The organism is Amycolatopsis lexingtonensis (assembly GCF_014873755.1).
GTDB lineage: Bacteria > Actinomycetota > Actinomycetes > Mycobacteriales > Pseudonocardiaceae > Amycolatopsis > Amycolatopsis lexingtonensis.
Window position 1 is genome coordinate 1,101,114 of sequence record NZ_JADBEG010000001.1, and the last position, 21,474, is coordinate 1,122,587.

At 69.6% G+C, this 21,474-nt stretch carries 21 protein-coding genes and 1 pseudogene; 10 read left to right on the plus strand and 12 right to left on the minus strand.

From position 1 onward, the window contains the following. Positions 1–18: 18 nt before the first annotated feature. The 3 genes from H4696_RS05290 to H4696_RS05300 are packed head-to-tail and all read right to left on the minus strand — an operon-like array spanning position 19 to position 2,555. Positions 19–1,164 (minus strand): NAD(P)/FAD-dependent oxidoreductase, encoded by a 1,146-nt coding sequence (locus H4696_RS05290; protein WP_086862524.1) that lies wholly within the window; start codon positions 1,162–1,164, stop codon positions 19–21. Continuing rightward, a complete protein-coding gene (locus H4696_RS05295; RefSeq protein WP_086862523.1) occupies positions 1,161–1,358 on the minus strand; it encodes a ferredoxin in 198 nt (65 codons plus the stop codon). The genes H4696_RS05290 and H4696_RS05295 overlap by 4 nt, the downstream gene beginning before the upstream one ends. 12 nt (positions 1,359–1,370) lie before the next feature. Next, a complete protein-coding gene (locus H4696_RS05300) occupies positions 1,371–2,555 on the minus strand; it encodes a cytochrome P450 (RefSeq protein WP_086862522.1) in 1,185 nt (394 codons plus the stop codon). 186 nt (positions 2,556–2,741) lie between these two features. Here H4696_RS05300 and H4696_RS05305 point away from each other — a divergent pair, with 186 nt between their 5' ends. Next, entirely contained in the window at positions 2,742–3,398 is a 657-nt protein-coding gene (locus H4696_RS05305; protein ID WP_086862521.1) for a TetR/AcrR family transcriptional regulator, read from the plus strand. 336 nt (positions 3,399–3,734) lie between these two features. Here H4696_RS05305 and H4696_RS05310 read toward each other — a convergent pair whose 3' ends face one another. After that, on the minus strand, positions 3,735–4,190 hold the full coding sequence (locus H4696_RS05310) for a hypothetical protein (RefSeq protein WP_086862520.1): 456 nt from the start codon (positions 4,188–4,190) through the stop codon (positions 3,735–3,737). A gap of 117 nt (positions 4,191–4,307) precedes the next feature. On the opposite strand from H4696_RS05310, the gene H4696_RS05315 reads away from it, so the two are divergent. Continuing rightward, positions 4,308–5,489: a sensor histidine kinase gene (locus H4696_RS05315; protein ID WP_086862519.1), complete on the plus strand. Its 1,182-nt coding sequence runs from the start codon at positions 4,308–4,310 to the stop codon at positions 5,487–5,489. Positions 5,490–5,506: 17 nt separating this feature from the next. Next, positions 5,507–6,157: a response regulator gene (locus H4696_RS05320; RefSeq protein ID WP_169735073.1), complete on the plus strand. Its 651-nt coding sequence runs from the start codon at positions 5,507–5,509 to the stop codon at positions 6,155–6,157. Here H4696_RS05320 and H4696_RS05325 read toward each other — a convergent pair. Then, positions 6,038–6,604: an RDD family protein gene (locus H4696_RS05325; RefSeq protein ID WP_158104364.1), complete on the minus strand. Its 567-nt coding sequence runs from the start codon at positions 6,602–6,604 to the stop codon at positions 6,038–6,040. The genes H4696_RS05320 and H4696_RS05325 overlap by 120 nt on opposite strands. Positions 6,605–6,761: 157 nt before the next feature. Between H4696_RS05325 and H4696_RS05330 the strand changes: the two genes are divergently transcribed. Both H4696_RS05330 and H4696_RS05335 read left to right on the plus strand, forming a co-directional pair. Beyond that, a complete protein-coding gene (locus H4696_RS05330) occupies positions 6,762–8,450 on the plus strand; it encodes an alpha/beta fold hydrolase (RefSeq protein ID WP_086862535.1) in 1,689 nt (562 codons plus the stop codon). Between the two features lie 169 nt (positions 8,451–8,619). Continuing rightward, positions 8,620–10,038: a sulfatase family protein gene (locus H4696_RS05335; RefSeq protein WP_249027096.1), complete on the plus strand. Its 1,419-nt coding sequence runs from the start codon at positions 8,620–8,622 to the stop codon at positions 10,036–10,038. Positions 10,039–10,141: 103 nt separating this feature from the next. Here the strand turns inward: H4696_RS05335 and H4696_RS05340 are convergent, their stop codons facing one another. Further along, the gene (locus tag H4696_RS05340; RefSeq protein ID WP_086862515.1) at positions 10,142–10,831 is read right to left on the minus strand and encodes a signal peptidase II; all 690 of its coding nucleotides are present in this window, start codon (positions 10,829–10,831) and stop codon (positions 10,142–10,144) included. 257 nt (positions 10,832–11,088) lie between these two features. On the opposite strand from H4696_RS05340, the gene H4696_RS05345 reads away from it, so the two are divergent. Both H4696_RS05345 and H4696_RS49785 read left to right on the plus strand, forming a co-directional pair. Beyond that, positions 11,089–11,877, plus strand: coding sequence for a hypothetical protein (locus tag H4696_RS05345; protein ID WP_086862514.1), 789 nt, complete (start codon positions 11,089–11,091; stop codon positions 11,875–11,877). 88 nt (positions 11,878–11,965) lie between these two features. Then, a complete protein-coding gene (locus H4696_RS49785) occupies positions 11,966–12,736 on the plus strand; it encodes a hypothetical protein (RefSeq protein ID WP_225955596.1) in 771 nt (256 codons plus the stop codon). An 84-nt stretch (positions 12,737–12,820) separates the two neighbouring features. On the opposite strand, the gene H4696_RS05360 is transcribed toward H4696_RS49785, so the two are convergent. Together H4696_RS05360 and H4696_RS05365 are read right to left on the minus strand one after the other, a co-directional pair. Further along, positions 12,821–13,936 carry an FAD-dependent monooxygenase gene (locus tag H4696_RS05360; RefSeq protein ID WP_086862513.1) on the minus strand — a complete coding sequence of 372 codons (1,116 nt, stop codon included), beginning with the start codon at positions 13,934–13,936 and terminating at the stop codon, positions 12,821–12,823. A 28-nt stretch (positions 13,937–13,964) separates the two neighbouring features. Beyond that, the gene (locus H4696_RS05365; protein WP_249027095.1) at positions 13,965–14,831 is read right to left on the minus strand and encodes an alpha/beta fold hydrolase; all 867 of its coding nucleotides are present in this window, start codon (positions 14,829–14,831) and stop codon (positions 13,965–13,967) included. A gap of 25 nt (positions 14,832–14,856) precedes the next feature. Between H4696_RS05365 and H4696_RS05370 the strand changes: the two genes are divergently transcribed. From H4696_RS05370 to H4696_RS05380, 3 genes are all read left to right on the plus strand, one after another. Continuing rightward, positions 14,857–15,477 carry a TetR/AcrR family transcriptional regulator gene (locus H4696_RS05370; RefSeq protein ID WP_086862512.1) on the plus strand — a complete coding sequence of 207 codons (621 nt, stop codon included), beginning with the start codon at positions 14,857–14,859 and terminating at the stop codon, positions 15,475–15,477. A 196-nt stretch (positions 15,478–15,673) separates the two neighbouring features. Then, the gene (locus H4696_RS05375; RefSeq protein WP_086862511.1) at positions 15,674–16,291 is read left to right on the plus strand and encodes a hypothetical protein; all 618 of its coding nucleotides are present in this window, start codon (positions 15,674–15,676) and stop codon (positions 16,289–16,291) included. Between the two features lie 630 nt (positions 16,292–16,921). After that, positions 16,922–17,785, plus strand: a complete 864-nt coding sequence (locus tag H4696_RS05380; protein WP_225955597.1) for a YwqG family protein — start codon at positions 16,922–16,924, stop codon at positions 17,783–17,785. Between the two features lie 365 nt (positions 17,786–18,150). Here H4696_RS05380 and H4696_RS05385 read toward each other — a convergent pair whose 3' ends face one another. The 4 genes and pseudogenes from H4696_RS05385 to H4696_RS49790 all read right to left on the minus strand — a co-directional run. Next, positions 18,151–19,479, minus strand: coding sequence for a chymotrypsin family serine protease (locus H4696_RS05385; RefSeq protein WP_143265222.1), 1,329 nt, complete (start codon positions 19,477–19,479; stop codon positions 18,151–18,153). 73 nt (positions 19,480–19,552) lie between these two features. Then, positions 19,553–19,903, minus strand: coding sequence for a hypothetical protein (locus tag H4696_RS05390; RefSeq protein ID WP_143265221.1), 351 nt, complete (start codon positions 19,901–19,903; stop codon positions 19,553–19,555). Positions 19,904–20,237: 334 nt separating this feature from the next. Then, a complete protein-coding gene (locus H4696_RS05395; protein ID WP_169735072.1) occupies positions 20,238–20,630 on the minus strand; it encodes a hypothetical protein in 393 nt (130 codons plus the stop codon). 12 nt (positions 20,631–20,642) lie between these two features. Further along, positions 20,643–21,436 (minus strand): annotated as a pseudogene (locus H4696_RS49790) (IS982 family transposase); the annotation flags it as partial. Positions 21,437–21,474: the final 38 nt, after the last annotated feature.

Below are 21,474 nucleotides of genomic sequence, written 5' to 3' on the forward strand. Positions count from 1 at the left end.
ACCGCTGTCGGCGAGTAGTCAGGGAGCCGTCGCGACCATGGCGCGCAGCTTCGGCACGGGCTTGCGTATCCCGTAAGCGACCACAGTGGACAGCCCGCCGTCCCCGTGCCAGGTGAGCAGGGCCGAGCCGGACGGCACGCTTCCTTCGACGCGAACCGGCGGCCCCGGCAACGGCAACGGACCGACGACCTTGATCGACAGGCCGAGAATCTCGGTCCAGAAGTAGTCGTCGCGCGGTGGACCGGCCGAATCGAGCCCCAGCACCGACGCGGCGGCGGCGTTGCCTTGCGCCACGGCGTTGGACCAGAACGGCCTGCGCGGCCGGTGAACCCCGACGTCCGGGCGCAGGCAGGTGACGTCGCCGGCGGCGAACACCCCCGGCGCCGCGGTCGCGCAGCACTCGTCGATGCCGACACCGAACGGACCGGCAAGACCGGTGCCGGCCAGCCATCCCGTGTTCGGTACTTCGCCGCAGCAGGTGACGACGAGGTCGGCGGTGAGAAGGGTTCCGTCGGACAGTCGCACCCCGTCGACCGGATCACCGGTCAAGGCCGCCCCACCCCGCGTCGTGCGGACGCGAACGCCGTGTTCGGCAGCTCGTGCCACGATCGCGTCGGACAGGAACGGCCCGAGGATCCGCCGCAACGGCGGGTCCGCGTCGACCACGGTGACCGGCACGCCGCGAGCTGCGCAGGCGCTGGCGACCTCCATGCCGAGGAAGCCGGCGCCGACGACGATCGCGGAGCGAGCGGTGTCCAGCCGGGTTCGCAGCCGTCGGGCGTCGGCCAAGGTGCGGAGCACCACCTCGCCCCGTTGCCCGGGAGCGGCGATCCGCCGGGCGTCCGCGCCGGTCGCGATGACCAGCGCGTCGTACTCGAGTACCCGGCCGTTCGCGGTGCGGACCAGCCTGCGGTCGATGTCGAGGCCGGCCGCCGGTGAGCGGAGTATTTCGACGTCCTGCCCGTCGAGGCGGTAGCCGAGGGTGCTGTCCGAGCTGTCGTCCTTGAGCACCGCCTTCGACAGCGGCGGGCGGGAGTAGGCACCCTGTGCTTCCGCGCCGACGAGGGTGATCCGGCCGGAATGGCCCAGGGCTCTCAGCTTCCGCGCGCTCGTGGTCCCGGCGACGGATTCGCCGACGATGACGACCGAGCGCGGCGGTGTCACCCGATCTCCCTCAAGGCGGCGACCGGGCAGGAGTTGATGGCCGCCCGTGCGGCGGCAACGTGTTCCGGCGGAACGGTGCCGCCCTCGAAGTGGTAGACGAGCTCGGCGTCGTCGTCGAGCTCGAAGACGGCTGGGCCCTGTTCGGCGCACAGGCCGTGGCCTTCACAACGGTCGTAGTCGACGGAAATCTTCATCGGTCGTTCCCTTCAGGCCGGGACGAGTTCGAGCGGCAGCCGCTCGAGGCGGTGGATGATGTTGTTCCGCGCCCACACGGGTTCGCCGGCGGGGACGATCTTCCCGACCCGGGCGACGAGTTCGCGCAGCATCGCCTGGGTCTCCAGCCGGGCGAGGCCCTGCCCGGCGCAGCCGTGCGTTCCGTGGCCGAAACCGAGCTGGCGCGCCGCCTCCCGGCGGATGTCGAAGGTGTCCGGGCTCTCCCATTCCAGCGCGTCGCGGTTGGCCGAGGCGTAGAGGACGAGCACGCGCGAACCCGCGGGCAGCTCGGTGCCGGCCACCTCGGTGTCGAGGACGACCTTGCGGCCGAACGCTCGCAGCGGGGACTCGAACCGGACGATCTCGTTGACCGCGTTGGGGATCAGGCCCGGCTCTTCCCTGAGGAGCTGCCACTGTCCCGGGTGCGTCGCGAACAGGTGCAAGGCGCTCGCGATCGCGCTTAGCGTGGTGTCCAAGGAGGGCGCCAGGTAGTCGATCATCAGGGCCGGGCATTCGGCGTGGCCGAGCTTGCCCTCGTCGGCGGCGCGCAGCAGATCGTCACCCATGCTTCCCGGCAGCACCGATCGCTGCCGGACGACGCCGCGGGCGAAGCGCATCATTCCCAGCCCGCCGGGCACGGCCTTCAGCGCCTGCCCGTTCAGCGGACCCAGGGCGTCGAAGGTCGCCGCACCCCAGCGGAGGAGGTTTTCCCGGCCCCGCCGTGGCCACCCGACGAGGTCCGGAACCACGGCCGAAGGCAGGGCCGCCGCAACATCGACGCCGTCGACGATCCGCCGCGCGACCGCGGCCTCGACCACCTGCGCGGCCTGCTCTTCGACGACGTCTTTCATCGCGCGCAGCGCCCGGGGGGTGAGCCGGTGGGCGACGAGGGCACGGCGGCGGGCGTGGTCTTCGCCGTCGCTGTTGAGCGTCGTGCCCCGCGAAAGCCGGTTCGTCACGGGGTTCAGCGCGACCCCGTCGCCGGAGATGAACGTCTCGTCGTCCAGCAGCACGGCTTTGCATTCCGCGTACCGGGGCAGGGCGTAGACCTTGTGCTTCGGCAGCCACACCACCGGGCCCAGCTCACGCAGGTTCGCGTAGTGCGGGTACGGGTCGAGGATCGCCTGCGGCGAGTAGATGTCCGGCTGGTACACGGGAACATCGGGACGCGGGGGCATCATTGCTCCTTTTCGGCGAGCTCCGGCCACACCAGGTCATGCGCTTCGAGCACCGGGTCTGCGGCCTGGCTAATGACGATATCGTCAGTCACGAGCAGGTCGTCAGTCAAGACCGTCTGCTGAAATCGTCAGGATTGACGCCCTCGGCTATCCTGTGGTCCGGCAGGCCGGGAGGACGAAGCATCCATGCCAGAGCAGGTTTCGAGCCGCTTGGAGCGGCGCAAGGCCCAAACCCGCGCGGCACTGGTCCGGGCGGCGCAGACCCTCATCGCGACGGGGCGGACGAACGTCCCGGTCCTGGAGATCACCCAGGCCGCCGACGTCGGGATGGGGTCGTTCTACAACCACTTCGAAACGAAGGAGCAGCTGTACCAAGCGGCGATCGAAGCCGCACTCGAAGCCCAGGGCGCGCTCCTCGACGAACTGACCACCGACCTGACCGACCCGGCGCAGATGTTCGCCCAGAGCTTCCGCCTCACCGGGCGCCTGCACCGCCGCCAGCCCGAACTCAGCAAGGTGCTCCTGCACTACGGGCTCGAACTGGCCACCGCCGACCACGGCCTGGCCCCCCGCGCCCGCCGCGACATCGAAGCCGCCGTCCGAGCCGGCCGCTTCACCGTCCGCGACACCGAACTGGCCATGCTGACGGTCGCCGGCACCGCACTCGCCCTCGGCCGCCTGCTCCACAGCCACCCCGACCGCGACGACGCCGAAACCACCGATCAGGTGACCGAGGACGTCCTGCGGATGCTCGGCCTCTCCGCCGCCGAAGCTCACGACATGTGCGCCAGGCCCCTACCCGACCTCGACACCGTCTTCAACCGGCCGAACCCCGTCGCCTGACGGTTGTGGCCGGAGACGCTTGAAGCAATGCGTAGCCGGTCGCCGAAGTGCCCCATCAGGGCACCTCCGACGGGCCGGGCGACCATGCCGACGGCGAGGTCGACAACGCGGCGAGCGTGTCCGCGGCGGGGAGGCGCTGGGGAAGAACGCCCGGCCGATCACGAGGGCGGCGGCCGTGCCGTGGATTCGGACGTCGTGGTCTCGGGTTTCGGTGAGCAGGGCCTCGCCCTGACCGAGCAGGGCCCGTACGTCGCGGACGCCCCTCGTCGGAGAGGTCCGCGACCGCCGGGCCGAACCCACCATCGCCGCCGACGTTCTCCGGCTCCGATGGCCCGCTCACCGCTCGCGGTTCACCACCCGCAGGATCAGCCACTGGTCGAACCACGCTCCGGCGGTCGTCACCACGAGCATCGCCAAGCCGATGACCAGGTGCCGGTAGCTGTGCAGCGGCGCGGCTTCGTCGGTCAGCTTCGCCAGCCCGAACTGCAGTCCCAAACGCAGGGCGAAGAGCACGGCGACGAGCACCAGCGCCTGCTTGGAGCGCCAGACCGCGCGCAGGTACCGGCGGCGCCGCGACAGCAGCGTGAACCACAACGTCAGGTGTACCGCGACGAGCACCAGCGGCAGCACGGCGACCCAGCTGTACCGGTCGCTGAACTGCAGGCTCAGGTCGTTGCTCGCCACCAGCAGCCCGACGAGCGCGAAGTACCAGCCCGGCAGGCCTTCGATCTTCCCCCCGTCCGGTCGGGTCGCGGCTTCCGGCATCGGCGTGGGGGCGATTCGATCGTCCATCCCCGAAGCCTGGCGCGGATCAGCGCGGCCGCGATCAGCCGCCGGGACGAGATCACGCCCGGCGTCTCCTACCCGGGTACGAGTTTCGCCGCGCCCGGGATCGGGCACGATCGGCAGATGACCTTCGCAGGCCGGCCGGGCATCCCGTGGACCGGCCGCCGCGGCCCGCTGGTGGCCGAGGCGGCCGTCCTCGGCGCGCTCGTGGTGTTCGACGCGGTGCTCGCCGCCCGCGCCGGTCCGGGCACCGGCGGGCTCACCACCGTCGCGATCGAGTTCGCGCCGGGCATCGGCCCGGTGGTGGCCGTGCTGGCCGTGCTGCGCCGCCGGTTCTCCGGCCACATCGCCGGCCTCGCCACCGCCGTCTCCGGGCTCTCGCTGCTGGGAACGGCGGTCTCCGCGGCGCTCGGCGCGGCGGGAGCGCGGCTGCCGCCTCAGCCCGGTGCGGCCGAAGTCCTCGCGCTGGCGCTGGTGGTCGGCGCGTGCTGCCACCGCCTCTCGCCGAAAGCGGCCGCCCTGCAGGCGGTTCTCGGCGGCTGCGCCGTGACGCTCGCGCCGATCCTGCGCTACGGTGCCGAAAACCCGGCCGGGCTCTACGCGACCGGGGCCGCGGTGGTCTGGGGCGGCGCGCTGGCCGGCGGGCTGGTCCTGCGCGACGCCGACGGCCGTCACCGCGCCGCGATCCTGGAGCTGCGCAACGCCGAGCGGCTTCAGCTGGCCCGCGAGCTGCACGATCTCGTCGCCCACCAGGTCACCGGCATCGTCGTGCGCGTCCAGGCCGCGCACCGGGTCGCCGAACGCACCGGCGGCGACACCGCGACCTTCGCCGAGCTGGAAACCGCCGGGACGACGGCGCTGTCCGCGATGCGGCGGCTGGTCGGCGCGCTGCGCACCGGCGACGAAGCCTTCTTCGTCCCGCCGGCCGACCTGGCCACCGCCGTCGACCGCGCGGTGCCCGACGACGAGCGCGTCCACCTCGACGTCAGCCCCGATCTCGCCGCGCTCCCGGTCGCGCCCGAGGTCGTCACCACCGCGCACCGGTTGCTCACCGAGTCCCTCACCAACGTCCGCCGCCACGCGCCCGAGGCCACCGAAGTGCGGGTGCTCGTCCGCCACGAGCCGCCCGGCGAGCTGCGCGTCGAGGTCGTCAACGACGGTGCCGGCCGACCCGCCCGCCGGGGTGGCTACGGACTGCTCGGGATGGCGGAGCGGGTGGCGGCGGTGGGCGGTACGGTGCACGCGGGACCGGCGGAGGGCCGGCGCTGGCGCGTCGCCGCGCGGCTGCCGCTCGACCCGGGCTGAGGCGAGGGGAGACCGGGGTGCCGACGCGAGTGCTGATCGCCGACGACCAGGCGATGGTCCGCGCGGGGTTCCGGCTCATCCTCGAGGGCGAGCCGGACATCGAGGTCGTCGGCGAGGCCGCCGACGGCGACCAGGCCGTGCGCCTGGCCCGGAAGCTGCGCCCGGACGTGACCCTGATGGACATCCGGATGCCCGGCGTGGACGGACTGCGGGCCACGGAACTGCTGGCCGGCCCCGACGTACCGGAGCCGCTGCACGTCGTGATGGTCACGACGTTCGGGCTGGACGAGAACGTGCACGCGGCGCTGCGGGCCGGCGCTTGCGGGTTCCTGCTCAAGGACGCGGGGCCCAACCTGCTCGTCGAAGCCGTGCACGCGGCCGCGCACGGCGAAGCGCTCGTCTCACCCGCGATCACGACGCGGCTGCTGGAGCACTTCGCGCGTCGCGACCCCGGGCGAGCAAACGCACCGGAAAACCCGCTCACCCCACGGGAACTCGACGTCGTGCGGGCTGTGGCGCGCGGCCGGACCAACGAAGAGATCTGCCGCTCACTCGTGGTGTCGATGCCCACGGTCAAGACCCACATCGGCGCGGCCAAGCGCAAGCTCGGGGCCCGCAACCGCACCGAAATCGCGATCTGGGCCTGGGAAAGCGGCCTGGTCCGCTGACCGCGGGACACGCACGACGAGCGTGCGCGCCACGATGTCGCCGAACCGCTGCCGCCGCCGGCTCACCAGCATCACCACGATCCCGGCCAGCCCCCAGGCGAACCCGTCGACGACCATCAGCAGCTCGCGGACGACGAAAGCCCCCAGCGACGGGTGGCCGCCCTCGACGGTGACGACCCGCAGGCGCAGCCAGCGCATCGCCGGCGTCTGCCCGCCGTGGCGGTACGGCCACCACGCGCTGACGAACCACAGGCCGGCGAAGTCCAGGGCCAGCATCGTGTAGAGCACGACCTTCAAGAACGTCAGCAGACCCGGGCCGTGCGGGTGGAACAGCCAGACCACCGCGATCGCGAGCAGCAGCAATGGCAGGAAGACGAGCACCTCGTCCAGCAGGAACTGCGCGAGGCGGCGCCCGACGACGCCCAGCCCCGGGCGGGAACCGGTCATGGAAGCCATGATCTCGGCCCGGGCGAGCGGGCGCACGCTGAGCGCCCTCATACCGGGGGCCGAGGCGGACGCGTCCGGATCGGCCCCCGGGCTGATCACCGGCGGGCGGCGCCGGGCCAGGCTCGGGCGCACCCACCCGCCGACGGAAGGAAACCCGGTGCGCCTCTCCCGGACAGGACTGGTGGCCGCGACGGCCGCCCTCTTCGCGGCGGCGGTGCCCGCTGCCGCCGCCGATCCGCTCGCGCCGTACACGACGCAGCAGCTGAGCTGGGGTGATTGCCCGTTCAAGCCGGCGGCCGGTGAGCCGGCCGCGCAGTGCGCGCGGGTCACGGTCCCGCGGGACTGGGCCGACCCGGCCGCCGGGCCGGAGCTCGAGGTCTCGATCAGCCGGGTCGCGGCCACCGGCGAGCGGCGCGGCGCGATCCTGCTGAACCCCGGCGGCCCGGGCGGTCAGGGGACGCCGCTCGCGGGTTCGCTGGCCGCGCTGGAGCCGTCGGTCGGCGCGCTCTACGACTTCATCGGGATGGATCCGCGCGGCACCGGGCACGCGGGCACCGACGACCACGGCTTCCTGTGCCAGGTGCCGGTCGGGCGGCTGCCGTCGGGGCCACTCGACGCCCGCGACCGGTCCGCGGTGAGCATCGCGGAGCACCAGCGGACGCCGCGGGCCGTCGCCGAAGCCTGCCAGAGCGACGCGCTCGCGCCGTTCGTCACGACCTGGCAGACCGCGCACGACATGGACCTGGTCCGTACCCTGCTCGGGGACGAGAAGCTCAACTACCTCGGCTATTCCTACGGCACCTGGCTCGGCGCCAAGTACGCCTCGTTGTTCCCCGGGCGCACCGGCAAGGTCGTGCTCGACTCCAGCGTCGACTTCGAAGGCAGGCTGCAGGCCGACTTCGAGGCGTTCCCCGTCATCGACCAGCGGCAGTTCGACGACGTCTACCTGCCGTGGCTGGCGCGCAACTTCCCCGCTCAGCTGGGCGGGACCGCCGCCGAGGTCAAGGCGAAGTGGGAGCGCGTCCGCGCCTACTACGGCACGCACGGCCTCGCCCCCGACACGTTCGACGGCGTCTTCGTCGGCAACGGCAGCCCGGTCCGCTGGCTCCTCGGCGCTTTGATCTTCCTGCTCGGCGCGCAGGCTCTCGATGGCGGCGCGGCTCCGGACCCGGCGGCCCTCGCCCCCGACCTCGACGCGGCGTCGCGGACGACCTTCGGCGTCCCGGCGGCGGAGCTGACGGCCGGCCGCGTCATCGCCGAGGCCCCGAAGCTGGCTCCCGACTACACCCAGGCCCCCGGCACCCGCTACGCCGTCGCGTGCGGCGACCAGCCCACCCGCTCCGCGGCCTGGTACCGGCGGCTCAGCGACCGGCAGGGCCCGCGCTACCCGCTGTTCGGCTGGGCCTACGGCCTCGGCGAAACGTGTGGCCACTGGTCCGATCTCCCGCGGCACGAACTGCCCGAGGTGCCCGCCGAAGTGGCCTCGAACATCCTCGTCGTGCAAGGCGAATTCGACCCGCAGACCGGCTACGAGCAGGCGGTGTCGGGGGCCCGCGCGGCCGGTGTCCCGCTGGTGTCGGTGGACGACTCGCCGTTCCACGGCCAGTACGCGCTGGCCGGCAACCCGTGCGTCGACGGCCTCGTGAACGTGTTCCTGGTCAAGAACTCCCGCCCGCGTGCCACGACCTGCCCGGGTGTGCCGCTGCCCGGCGAGGACCGGGTGTACCCGGTGGCCGGGCCGGTGCGCGGCGTGGCCGCCGGTGTCCAAACGCGACTCTCGGACGGCACGGCGAACGTGCGGGCGAAGGTCCAGGCCGAGATCAGCGCGCTGAACCGGCAGCGCTGAGCGGCTGGTGGAACCGGGTTCCCGCCTTCGGCGTCGCACGGACAGCGCGTCGTCGGAGGCGGGGCTTTACCGAACCCGAACACACCTCGGACCAGGCCTGAGCATCGCGGGCTTAGCGTCCGGGGGCATGTCACCTCGCGTCCGTCTTCTCCTGACTTCGGTACTGGCCGTGGCTCTGGCTTCGACCGCGGCGGCGTGCACCGCCGGCAGCCCGGCGCCGCAGCCCGCCGGCGCGGCGGGCGGCAAGCCGAACGTCGTCCTCGTGCTCACCGACGACCTGTCCATGAACCTGCTTCCGTACCTGCCGCACGTGCAGGACATGGCCAAGACCGGCACGTCCTTCGCGAACTACACGGTGACCGATTCGCTGTGCTGCCCGTCGCGGTCGTCGCTGTTCACCGGCATGCTGCCGCACGACACCGGCGTGTTCACCAACGGCGGCAAAGACGGCGGTTATGGCGTGTTCCACGGCCGCGGCGACGACAAGTCGACCTACTCGACGACGTTGCGGCAGGCCGGGTACCGCACCGCGATGATGGGCAAGTACCTCAACGGGTACGACCCCGAGAGCGACGGGGTGCCGCCGGGCTGGACCGAATGGGACGTCGCCGGCAACGCCTACGGCGAGTTCGACTACGACCTCAACGAGAACGGCACGATCAAGCACTACGGCAAGAAGCCCGAGGACTACCTCGTCGACGTCATGGCCGGCAAGGCCGCGCAGTTCGTCTCCGCCTCGGCGGCCGCGCACACGCCGTTCGCGATCGAGCTCGCCACGTTCGCCCCGCACGGCCCCTATACCCCGGCGCCCCGCGACGCCGATGCCTTCCCCGGCCTCACCGCGCCGCGCGGGCCCGCGTTCGACACCCTGCCGGCTTCGGCGCCGCCGTGGCTCGCGTCCCGGACTCCGTTGACGGACAAGGAAAAGATGACGATCGACAAGGACTTCCGCAAGCGCGCGCAAACCGTGCGGTCGGTGGACAAGATGATCGGCACCGTGCAGGAGGCACTGGACAAGGCCGGGGTCCGCGGGAACACCGACATCGTGTTCACCTCGGACAACGGTTACCACATGGGCGAATACCGCCTCACCCCCGGCAAGCAGACGGCGTTCGACACCGACGTGCACGTACCGCTGGTGGTCACCGGCCCGGGCGTCAAGGCCGGCGCGACGGTGAACCAGCCGGTGGAGAACATCGACCTGCGGCCGACGTTCGAAGCACTCGCCGGAGCCAAGACGCCGGCCGAGGTGGACGGCGAGAGCCTGGTGCCGTTGCTGAACGGCACGGCGCCACCGGTGTGGCGGACGGTCGGTCTGGTCGAGCACCACGGGCCGGACTTCGACCGGACGGACCCGGACAAGCCGAAGAAGAACAGCGGCAATCCCAGCACCTACGAAGCGATCCGCGGTACCACCCACACTTACATCGAATACGCCGACGGAACCAAGGAGTTCTACGACCGCGGCACGGATCCGCAGGAGCTGCGCAACACCGCGGCGCAGTTGCCGCCGGACGAGGCGAAGCAGTTGCACGACACGCTGCAGGCGATGATCACCTGCCACGGAGCGGTTGCTTGCCGCCACTGACCGCGCCGCGGCTCCGGCCGGAACCGGCGGTGTATCAGCTGTCAGACCGGCGGCGCCGCGGCGTGCCGAAGCCGAGGCGGAGAACGCTGGGCGAGTGCGCCGGTCATCGGGTGCTGTTGTCGCTGGGGGAGGGGTTCGGCGTGGTCACGCCGCCGTAGTTCAGCGCGCCGAAACCGACGACCAGGACGAGACAGGTGGCGGTGGCGACTCCGGACAACCATGTTCGACGTCGATGGTGTCGTGTCGGGGGTGCGGGTGACGTGGCTGGGAGCCGGTTGGCGGACAAGGTGCTTGCGATCACGGCGAGGATGAACAGAAGCGTGGCGCAGACGATGAACACGTCGGCCAGGTTGTAGCGAATCGGACCGAGCGCGATGAAGTCAACCGCTCCGCGCACGCTGCCCGGGGCGGTCAGGTAGTGCAACCCCAGGCGATCGAACAGATTGCTGATCCAGCCACCGACCATGAGGCCGGCGGGAACGAGAACGACCGCTGACGGCCGGCGGCGGATCAGGACGACCGCGGCGGCAGTCAGCACACCGAAGTCCATCAGGTCGAGCAGCGCGCCGGTGGCCGGGTCGGCGTACCAGTGACTGATCGTGTCGCCGACGAGGAAGTTGCCGCCGTAGTTGATTTTCGCCAGAGGTGCGTGCCGCCAGGCCCACCACTTGCCGAGTTGATCCACCACGGTGACCACCGCCAGCAGGGCAAGCACCGCCGGTCGGTGCGCCAACCCACCGATCCGTGTCACCTGGGTTGGGCGGACAGCGGTTGTCGTCGAGTCGTCGCTCATGATCGCGTCCCCTGACGGTAGCGTTCAGTGTGCTTGTTGTCGCCCAGGGTGACTGGTGATTATTGCAGGATCTTTACGATCAGTGACCGGCTGTGTGCCAACTGTCCACGAACTCGGCCCAGGAGCTGTCACCTCCCACCGGACCTGGCCGGCTGGACACTCCACCGGCGGCTTCGTGGTGAGCGAGCAGTTCAGAACGTCGTGTGGTGCTGGACGGGCTCGTCATGCGGCCGACGGACCAGCCGTAGGGTGAGCGTGTGCTCGAGCAGTCGAACCCGTGGCCGTCCGCCCCCTCCGGCGCCGTCGATTGGCTGCGGGACAGGTGCGGCGACGGCTTGACCGGATTCATGCCGCCCGCGATGCCGGACGCGGCCTGGGTGCTCAACGCCCTGTACGAACACGAGCGAGGGCCGGGCGAGACGTCGTACCACGAGTACCGCCAGGCGCGGATCGCCGAGGGACACGTCCGGCCCCACGTCTTCGGCGGCATCGACCTCGAAGCCGGGAGCGTGGCCACAGGAGGCGGGCTGGGTCGCGCCGAACACCCCGGCCCCGGCTGGCGGCGGCTGCGCTGGGCCGAACTCGCCCGGCGCACCGGTGACCCCGTCATCCCCGACGGCCTGCTTCCGTCGCACGGCTGCTTCCCCTCGGCCACGAAGGAAGGGAGCTGGCCGCTCGGCATCGTCCCGCCCACTGAAGGAAGCCTGGACCGCGAGACCTGGACGCGGCTGATCGACGTTCTCATCGAACACAGTCCCGCGGGCCCGGACACTCCCTGCCTGGCCTACTACAGCCCGCTGGTTCTCGGGGCCACCGATTTCGAGAACCTCGACGTGCGGGCGGGGAAGCTCGGCAACGCCGAGATCCTGTACGACGACCCCGAGATCGACTTCAGTCCGTCGAACCTCTGGGCCGAGGACCGCTCGTGGTGCCTGTGCACCGACTACGACCTGTGGGCCACCAAGGTCGCCGGCCCCTCGCGCCTGGTCGAAGCACTGCTGAGCGACGTCGAGATCGAGGCGGTCCGGCTGCCCTGGGCACCTTGAAGACGGATCGGCCGTGAGGCGACAGCTCGTACCACGCGTCCGCCGAGACGTTGCAGGGCGCTCCGCACCAGAACTCGTATTGGACTGCGTGCGCCGGGACTACCGGTGGGACCGGCAGGTCGACGAGCGGGCGGTCTATCTCGCCCGGCTGGTCCTCGACGTCGAGTTGTCCATCGACCCCATCGTCGAACAGCTCTGGCGCACCGGGCGAAACACCGGGTACGACGGCAACCGGTTCGGTCAGAGCGTCGACGTACTGGCTGCCCTTGCCCGGATACCCGTCACCGCGGCGGTGGACGCTTTGCGCGAGTATGTGGGTGAGGGTGAACGTTGGGTCGAGGTCCTGCAGGCCGTCGCCGGCACCTGGCCCGGCGAATGGTGGGACGACCTCGCTCCGATCGACGTTCCGTCGGCTTCCTGGCGGTGTCCGAGTCTGTCCTATCGCGACGCTCCGGTCGCCGGGTTGCTCAGCCTGCTCGCTGATCCGGATACGTCCTCCGAAACGCTCTCGGCCGTGCCGACCAGTTGGCCGTCCGCCCGGACGTGCGGAGGATCGGATTGGTCCACGCGCTCACGAAACCGAACACGGGGGACCCTGCCGAGTTCGCTGTGGCACCGAAGCCCCCACTCTTACGAACGGGCCGCCTACGTGAATGCGTTGCTGACGCTGGATCCTGACACCACACGGCAGCAGTTGCCTGATGCGCTCGCCGACTGCGAGGGCGATGTCCGGATGGCGGCCGCGCGACATGCGCCGCTCACCGGCGAGGTACGCCGACGGCTCGGCCGGCTGCGTGATTCTCCCATCGAGAACACGGACGTGCGTGCGGCCGCCGCCGAGCGCCTCGCCTCGGTGTAGGCGCGCACTGCACTGGTCGCGATCTCCCGCCACCGCACCCCGCGGACCGGTCGCAACGAGTACGGCCGGGCCCCATACGGCACGCTACCGACCCGCCGCGACCGGCTGGAGCAGCCGGTTCCGTGCGATGATCGCTTCCTGAGTGGGTGGCACCAGAAGGGCACCACCACCCTCGACCGTGCCCTGGGCGAATTCGACGTAAGGCCGTTGGCGGGCCTCGTATCGCCGGAACGCGGTCACGTGATCTCCCTCCGCACGATCGAGTTCCTCCGCGAGGAACTGAGCTCCGGTGATCGCCAGGGACGTGCCCCGGCCGGCGAGAGGGGATGCGCAGTGGGCCGCGTCGCCCACGAGCGCGACCCGGCCCCGGTGCCAGGTGGGCAGGTGAATCTGGCTGACCGAATCGAAGTAGATGTCGGGATCGGCGCGCACCGCGTCGAGGATCGTGGGGACCTTCCACGAACGGCATTCCGCGAACCGGTCGAACAGGATCTTCTTCTGCGCTTCGACGTCGCGGTAGTCGTAGTCGAGGGTATCCGACGCGAACATCAGCAGACCGATGGCTTTGTCCTTGAACCGGGCGATGCCGGCCATGTGCCCGGGATAGCTGTACATGGGATTGATCCGCTCGGCTTCGGCATCGGCCTGGCCAGGCATGTCGGTGATGGCGACGTAGAGACCGAGATGCCGGATCCAGTCCTGCTCCGGTCCGAACACGAGCCGCCGCACCGCCGAGTGCACACCGTCGGCGCCGAGGGCGAGATCGAAGCTCTCCGATCTGCCGGAGACGAAGCCGACATCCACGCGGTCGTCGTGCTCGGCGATCGAGTTCACCGACTCGCCCAGCCGCAGGTCCACGGTTTCGGGCAGCGCGTCGGCCAGGATCCGGGACAGGTCCTCGCGGGCGATCTCGATGTCGTCGGCCGAATCGCCGATATCGGCGGGCAGCCGGCCGATGGCCACGCCATTCTCGTCGACGAAATGCACCTGCTCGGTCATGCGGATCCGCGCGTCGCGGACCGCGGGCAGGATGCCCATCTTCTCGGTGACCGCGATCGCGTCGCCGCGGACGTCGATGGGCGAACCGTTGCCCCGGAGTCGATCGGCGCGCTCGACGATCGTGACGTGATGACCTCGCATCCCGAGGTCACGTCCGAGCGAGAGACCGGCGACGCCCGCGCCGGAGACGAGGATTTTCATGCGTTCTCCACAAGGTAGCCGGGAATTTTCAGCGCGTTGACCGCGACGGGTGGGCGAGCACGAAATCGCGGAGCAACCGAGCGGTTTCCCGGGCGAACTCCATCGTGATTCCGTGGCGAGCGTCCGGAATCACCGCCAGCCTCGCCCCGGGGATCGCGTCGGCGAGCTTCCGTCCGATTTCGGGACTGGCCGCGGGATCGTCCTCGCCGTAGACGAGCAGGGTGGGCGCCGTGATCTCGGGCAGGCGTCCGGTGAGGTCGAAGCCCGGGATCGCGGCCAGCCGCCGCGCATCCGCCTCCGGTGGGCGATGGACCAGGATCGACTTGAGCTCGGCCACCACTTCCTCGTCTGCTTGCCCGCGTTCGGACAGGGCGAAGGCGAGCATCCGCGCATCGCGCTGCGACGGAGACAGTTCGACGATCTCGGAGGCCACGGGTGCTTGCAGGGCCGAGGCGTCGGCGAAGGTGGCGCCGACCGTCAGTGATTGGACGGCGCCGGGTATCGACACCGCGACCTGCAGGGCGATGAAGCCGCCGAACGAGGATCCGAAGAGGTGCGCTCGCTCGTACCCGAGTCCCCTGATGAGCGCGGCGCAGTCCTCGGCCAGGTCGGGGATGCCGTAGGGATCGGGCGGGTTGACCGACGCTCCGGAATCGCGCTGGTCGTAGGCGATCGCCCGGATGCCGGCACCGAGCAGGGGCCGGAACGTGTCGTACTGGATGCGGGTGCTTTCGCCGCCGTGCAGCAGGATCACCGGCTCACCGGCACCGGACTCCGCGTAGGCGATCTCGATCTCGCCGGTCTTCACCGTGCCCAGTGAGGTGGTCACACTGGCGCCCTCCTTAAAGATACTGTTCGTCTCTTTAAGGTAGCCTCCGTCCGCCGCGCTGTCCACGGCGAGAGATGGGAAAATCGGAGGCGTGCCGGAGAACACGGAGACCTCGGAGACGACCGACGCCGGCGCGCGCCCAGCGCGACCGGGTGGCCGCAACGCTCGAGTGCGGTCGCAGATTCTCGCGGCGACGACGGAGCTCGTGGCCCGAAACGGCGTAGCCGGCCTGCGCTACGAGGAGATCGCCGAACTCGCCGGGGTCAACAAGAACAGCGTCTACCGCAACTGGCCGGACCGAGCCGAACTCGTCAGCGACGCGTTGCTGCAGTACGCGGAGGATTCCGCACCTCTCCACGACTCCGGCGACCTTCGCCGGGATCTGGTCGACTTCTTGGTGGTGTTGTCCGAGCGTGTGTCGAGCTCGATCGGCCGGGCTCTGTTGCAGGCCGGCATCGCGGCTGCCGGGAACACGGATCTGGACGAGGTGGTCCGGGCGGTCTTCGACCGACGGCTCGTCACCGTCCGCCGGCGATTCGACAGCGCCGTCGGAAAGGGGGAGATCCCCCCTGTCGACAGCTACTTCCTCACCGAACTGCTGTCCGGGCCGGTGTACCTCTACGCCATCCGGCGACGCCACCCCTTCACCCGCGAGGTGGCCGAGAAGATCGTCGATGTGGTCTTGGCCGGCCTCCACGCCGCCATGCCGTAGGGCTCAGATCAGCTGGAGCAAGATCCGCCGTCTCGTTCCCGGGGTTGCCGCTCGCCGAGTGCGCGGGGAACAGCGGTGTGCGTGGGGTCGGTCGATCGGGATCGTGCCTCGGGCGGGTGCGAAGGTGGTGGGCCGTGTGAAGAGCGCCGAGCAAACGTCGTTGCGGCTGGTGCACTGCCCGTGAAGACTGACCGCCATGCTCGTCCTGGAACCGGTGATCGACGCGGCCGACGCGACCGGGTTCACCTTCTGGCCGGTCGCAGCCCGTGTCGGGCGTTCCTTTGTCCACATGTCAGCGGGCATGTCCCCGCTCGAGGTCGGCACGGTGATGGCGGCCCTGCAGCCTCAGGGGTCCGATGCCTCTGCGGCACATCCTCGTGACGCTGTCGCCGTGCTTCAGGCCATCATCGAGACCGACTGCCTGATCGCCGCCGGCGGTCTGCTGGCCCGCGACTCGCAGACAGGGGTCGCTATCCCGCCGAGCTGCTGCTGCGGCCTGGAGGGCTGGCGCGAATGGACCACCGTCCCGCACGGTGGCCAGCCGTGGCTCGGCCACAGCCCCGCACCGTGGGTGGAGCACCTCGACAACGCCGTGCGCATCTGGCCCGACGGTGGCCTCGGCGAGGCCCCGCCCCCGATCGAGCGCGCGATCACGGCACCGTTGGATATCGTCACCGCTCAACTGCACAGCACGCACCAAGACCTCCTCGGCTTCTTGGACGCAGCCACCCAATGGGCGCATGAGTTTGCTCCCGGCATGGTCTGGGACCTCGTGGCCAAGCTCGACGACAGTTTCGCGATCACCGAACGGTGAACCCTCTCGAGGCAGTACTCCGTACTCTTTCGGCGGTGGTGACCCGGTGCCAACAGCCGGCGCCGTCCGATCAGCGGCATGACAGTGCGCTCCGCGCAGCGGCGGCAAACCCGGCACGTGCCATCCGAGCCTGCTCACGCGCCCGTTCCGTCCAAACAACTCGTTGAGAGCGGACGCGAACAGGCATCGTTGATCGCCCGTCGGACGGCCTGGTTCCACGCCTACACCGTCCAGAAGAACGTCTTCGCCCGCCCGGCGCGGACCAGAGCAGGGCACCACCGGCCGGGTCGACGGTCGGCGGCGCGAGCACGGTGACGCACCGCGCGTCGGTGAGCAGCGTGTCGTGGCAGCGGCGTCGCCACCACCGTCGGCCCGCGGCTTGCCCCGCCGCGGCCAAGGCGAATACCGGGACAACGGCCGGCCCCCAGCGCGCGGTCCACCCGATGACCTCGGCAACCACGTGGTGGAGGGCGGTCCAGGGACCGCCAAGTAGCCGCCGACCCACCCCCGGTGCTGGCGAAGCCGTCGAAAGGCGCCTGAGGTTCGCCGACATCGAGAGGCGGCTCGACACGCTCGCGTTGCCGGCGCGGTCCAGCCCAGCAGCGTCAAAATTGTCGGTGAGCCCCGGTAGTGTCCGCGATCGTGCCGACCACCCCAGCACCCACCGACAACGGCCGCGAGATCCCGGGGATCACCGAACTCGCGCGCACCGCCACCCGCCTGCACCCGAAGCCCGGCGAGCCCACCGCTCGCGACAGCCACATCGGAGGCCCACTGTGGTGGCCCGCCGCCGAGCCGTGGCCGCATTGCGACGGACGGATGCCCACCTCCAGCGGACGACCGCAGGAGGGCTGGACGCCCGAGCACCAGGTTGAAGAGCCGGTCGCGCTGGTCAGCGCGATCCAGCTCTTCCGCCGTGACTTCCCGGACCTGCCCTTCCCGGACGGCACCGATCTGCTGCAGGTGTTGCTCTGCCCCAACGAGCACAACGGTGCCGACTTCTACGGTCCCGGAGTCCACATGGTCTGGCGAGCGTCCGCGGAGGTGACCGAGCCGGCCGGGCCACCGCCACGGCCGGCGACCGTCGACGCCGAGTTCATCCCGCGTCCGTGCGTGTTGAACCCGTGCCAGGTCGTCGAATATCCGGATCTCGACGAAGTGCCGGACGAGATCAAATCGACTCTGTCGTTTGTGGACAAGGCCGGCTTCGTCGACGACGACTACGAGGGGTGGCCTCCGGTCATCCAGGCCAGCAAGGTCGGCGGCTGGGCTTTCTGGTGGCAAACCAGTCCGTGGAAACTGAACTGCGAGGACTGTGGCACGGGCCTTCGTCTCCTTTTGTCGCTGCACACCTATGAAAACGAAGACGAGCTGTGCTCCTGCGAGGTCGGCCGGCTGGATCCCGTCGGGTGGGAGTTCGGCAGGCAGGGCGCCTTGAACATCTTCGCCTGTCCGAGCGACTGCACGCATGCGTTCAAGCTGCACATCGACTGAGTTCCCGGTGATACCTCGGAGACGGTTCACAGCTCCACCCACTCGGAGCTCGTGTCGGAACCGTCGAGAAGTCGGGACCCTGCGCCACGGCACCGACGTCTGTCCGGACGTCGCGCGCAGTCTTGATCAACCAGCGCGGGCCGCGACGTCGTCGCGAGTGGAGGGTCGTCGGCTGAGCGGATCACCGGTCGCGCACGAGTTCACAGCAGCGACTTCGGCCCACGGCCGTCGTTGTGCGGCGGCCGTGGGCCGGAATCACGATCAACTGCGGAGATCGAGCGTGGAACCTCCGCGGCTTCGTGTGGATCTGGCCGGTGCTTCTACTTGTCAGGCTGGGGACGGATGGCGAGGTGAGCGCTTTGCGATCAGATGACGAAGTCTCCGACGAAGTGGGCCATCATGCCGGTCCTGTTGGCGTACACGCCCGTGAGTCCGTTGTCGTTGAGCGCGGAGATCACGCCGAGTGCGGCGGCGCCACTCGTGCCGAGATCCAGGAAGACCGGGCCGCCGCTGTCACCGAACTGGACGATCGACGTCGCTGACGTTACCCGCGTCTGATTGCACACCGTCACATCTGTGGGAATTCCGGTTTCCGGGTTGGGGCCTTCGACGATCGAGCACTGATCCGGGATCGATACGTGGCCTGAGCACTGGGTACCGGAGAATGATCCATCGAAGCAAACCGCGACGCCTTGGACCGCGACCGTCGTGGCGGCGGTGACCGGCGTGGCTTGCAGTCCACCGTTGGCGCTGCTCCACACGTAGGGGGCGTAGTTCCCGCCGTCGAGCAGCATGGAGTCGGATCCACCCTCGCTGAAGGCGTTCACGAAGGCAAAACCCATGTGGCCGGTTTCCCAAAGCGTGTTGTTCGGCTGGTCGTAGTAGCCCTGCGTCCAGTTGATGTTCGGCTGGCTGCAATGCCCCGCGGACGCCATGGCGTCGGCGCCGGTGCTCCACATTCCCCCGGCCGTGCACTCCTCCAGTTCCTCCTGCCCGGCTACGTTGAACTCCCGCCACATGCGGTCGCCGCCGATGTAGGGCTCGGAGTCGACCAAAGGTGGCCCTGCTGCCGCCGGTGCGAAGCTCTTTCGGGCGGAGGTGCCCGTTTTCGCGTTGTCCTGCGATGCGATTTTCACGACCTTGGGTAGGCCGCTGAGTTTGGTGATTTTGTCGGCGCTCTTGTCGCGAGATCGAGTGACCAGCTCGACTTTGTCCCCGAAGAGCGCCGATGCCTCTTGAGCTATGGCGGGCGTCACCTGGGTGAGACCGACCTCTACTTTGTCCGCTTTCGGATCGATGCCCCAGGTGGCCAGCGATGCCTTGACGTCGGATGTCCACGGCTGCGTGGTGGAGATCTGATCCATGACTCGTTTGAGTTCTTCGTGGCTGTACTTCACGCTGTCGACCTCGATAGCGACGTTTTGCCTCGCGCCCAGTGCTTCGCCGTCGACGTCGTCCGAGGATCGAAGTGCCGGTGTCCCTTTCAGGGCCTCGGGGTGTGCCATGGTCACGTGCAGCGTGTTCGTGGATTGGTCGTAGAAAGGATCCCCGTACGCCTGCGGTGATGCGTTGATCTCGGCTCGGAGTTCGCCGAATGGTGTGGATGAAGCTGCGGATGCCGTCGACGTGGTGAGGATTGCTGTTGTCGGACAGCTCGCTGCGACCAACAATAGTGCCAGCGTCGAATTGGGCATGAATCTTCTGTATCTCAATTCAACTCCTCGTTGCATTCAAGTGATGCCGGCAGGGGAACTGAGGTGATGGAACTTATTGTTCGGAATTCACGACCGTGCGACCGGCCAGTGGTTCGGCAAGGTCGATCATGTACTCGCCGTATCGCGCACTCGCGACGCGGTCGACGTCGCCCGTCGCGCGGAATCCGAGGATCGCCACGGTGACGCTGTCGCTTCCCTCGGTCACCTGTACGCCCGCGATGCTGCTGACTCGTTGCCTCGAGAGATCGACGACGAACGTCAGGCTCAGGTCGTCGTCGGTGCGTGCGACGAGGTTCCACTGCAGCGCAGTCAGCGCCTCCGTGCGGGTCACCGGCGTCAGGCGCTGTACGTGGCGAACGGCTGACGCCGGGACCACCCGGAGTTTTTGCTGTTGCGAGCTCATGTGCCCCCCTGGGCTGCAGTAGTCACCGCAGCGCCGACCACGCTATCCCCGTACCTGATCAACAGTCTTTCCGGCAAAGGAGTGAATCGACGGCTGCTACCTGCGAAAACCTTCCCATAGTGTCGCGAACTTCCGCATGGTGACCTTCCAGTCGGAGCAAGCCAACCGGCGCGAAATATCGATAACGGCCCAGATGCCCCCTTTTGGGAGAAGTGCCTACAGATCGTGTCCGGCTCGTGGCGCCGGCCAGGCTTCCACGAGTGAGTCGCCGCCGAGGCGGCCCGAGCCCGGCGAGCCGAGGCCGAACTGCACCGCCGAGGACTGACGGGTGCCATCAGGAACCGGCTCGGTCCAGGGCCTTCTTCTCGAACGCCTGCCAGTCGTCGACGTGTGTGGCGGCGGCGACCGGGTCCAGGGCGAGCCAGACGCGGGCCTGGGCGAGGTGGCGGATGGCGTCGGCTTCGGTGCCGCGGAGTGCGTCGATCACGGCGTCCGCGTGGTCGCCGAACGCGCGCAGGATCGCCGCGGCGTAGGCGAGGTAGCAGCGGAACTGGGTGTAGACCAGGTTGAGGTCGTCCCGCGCGTCGGCGGCCCAGTGCATCGGTCGGTACGTCAGCAGCGCCGCGCTCGCCGGAGCGAGCCGGCGGGCATTGAGGATGTGCCGGCGCAGCCGGATGGCGAGCCCGTCGAATCGGTCGGCCAGTCGTACCGCGAGCCCGTCGGTCACGGCGTCGAGATCGGCTTTGACCAGTTCTCGGCTGAGCGCGCCGCGTTGTTCGAGGTCGAGTTGGCCTTTGAGGGTGTCGTTGACCGATTCGATGAGCTGGCGGATGGACTTGAGCAGGGGTTCACCGGGGTGAGGCTGGCGGTTGCGGTAGGAGGGCCGATCAGCCGGACCCCGCGTTCGGTGAGGTAGTGGTCGAGTTCGCGGGAGACGTAGCCTTTGCCGGCGATGATCAGCAGGCCGGGTCGGTCGGCGAGCAGGTGGGGTTCGTGGTCGCAGATGGCCATGAGTACCTGCCGCTCGTCGACCTTCGGGTCGGCCAGGGCCCAGGCGATGGGGAGGCCGGCTCGGGTGCAGGCCAGGTGCAGCCGCAGTCCCCAGAACCAGTGGGAATGTGAGCGGCAGAAGCCGTATTTGGCCCAGCCGGCCGGCTCCGAGCGTTTCACGGTGAGCCGGGATCGGCCGCATTCGACCGGGGTGGAGTCGACGATCCAGGTGGTGTCGGTCCACAGGTCGGTGTCCGCGGCCAGCCAGCGCATGACCTGCTTGATCAGCGGCAGTGCGGCGCGCAGGCGGCGGTTGTAGCCGGATTGGCCGGGCAGGTAGCGGAACGCGCCGGGCATGCGGGTGGGCAGGAATCGCAGCCAGGGGGCTTCGGAGGTGAATCCCAGCAGTGCCTGGGCCACCGCCAGAGTCACCAGTTCGGCGTCGGTCAGCCTGGGCGGGCGGCCCATCCGGCGCCGGCCCGTGAGGTGGTCGTCGATCTTGACGTAGAGTGCGGTGAGAAGGGTGTTCAGGTCTGTCGTCACAAACGGATCTTGGGCACCCTTCGTCCGTCTCCGGTCAC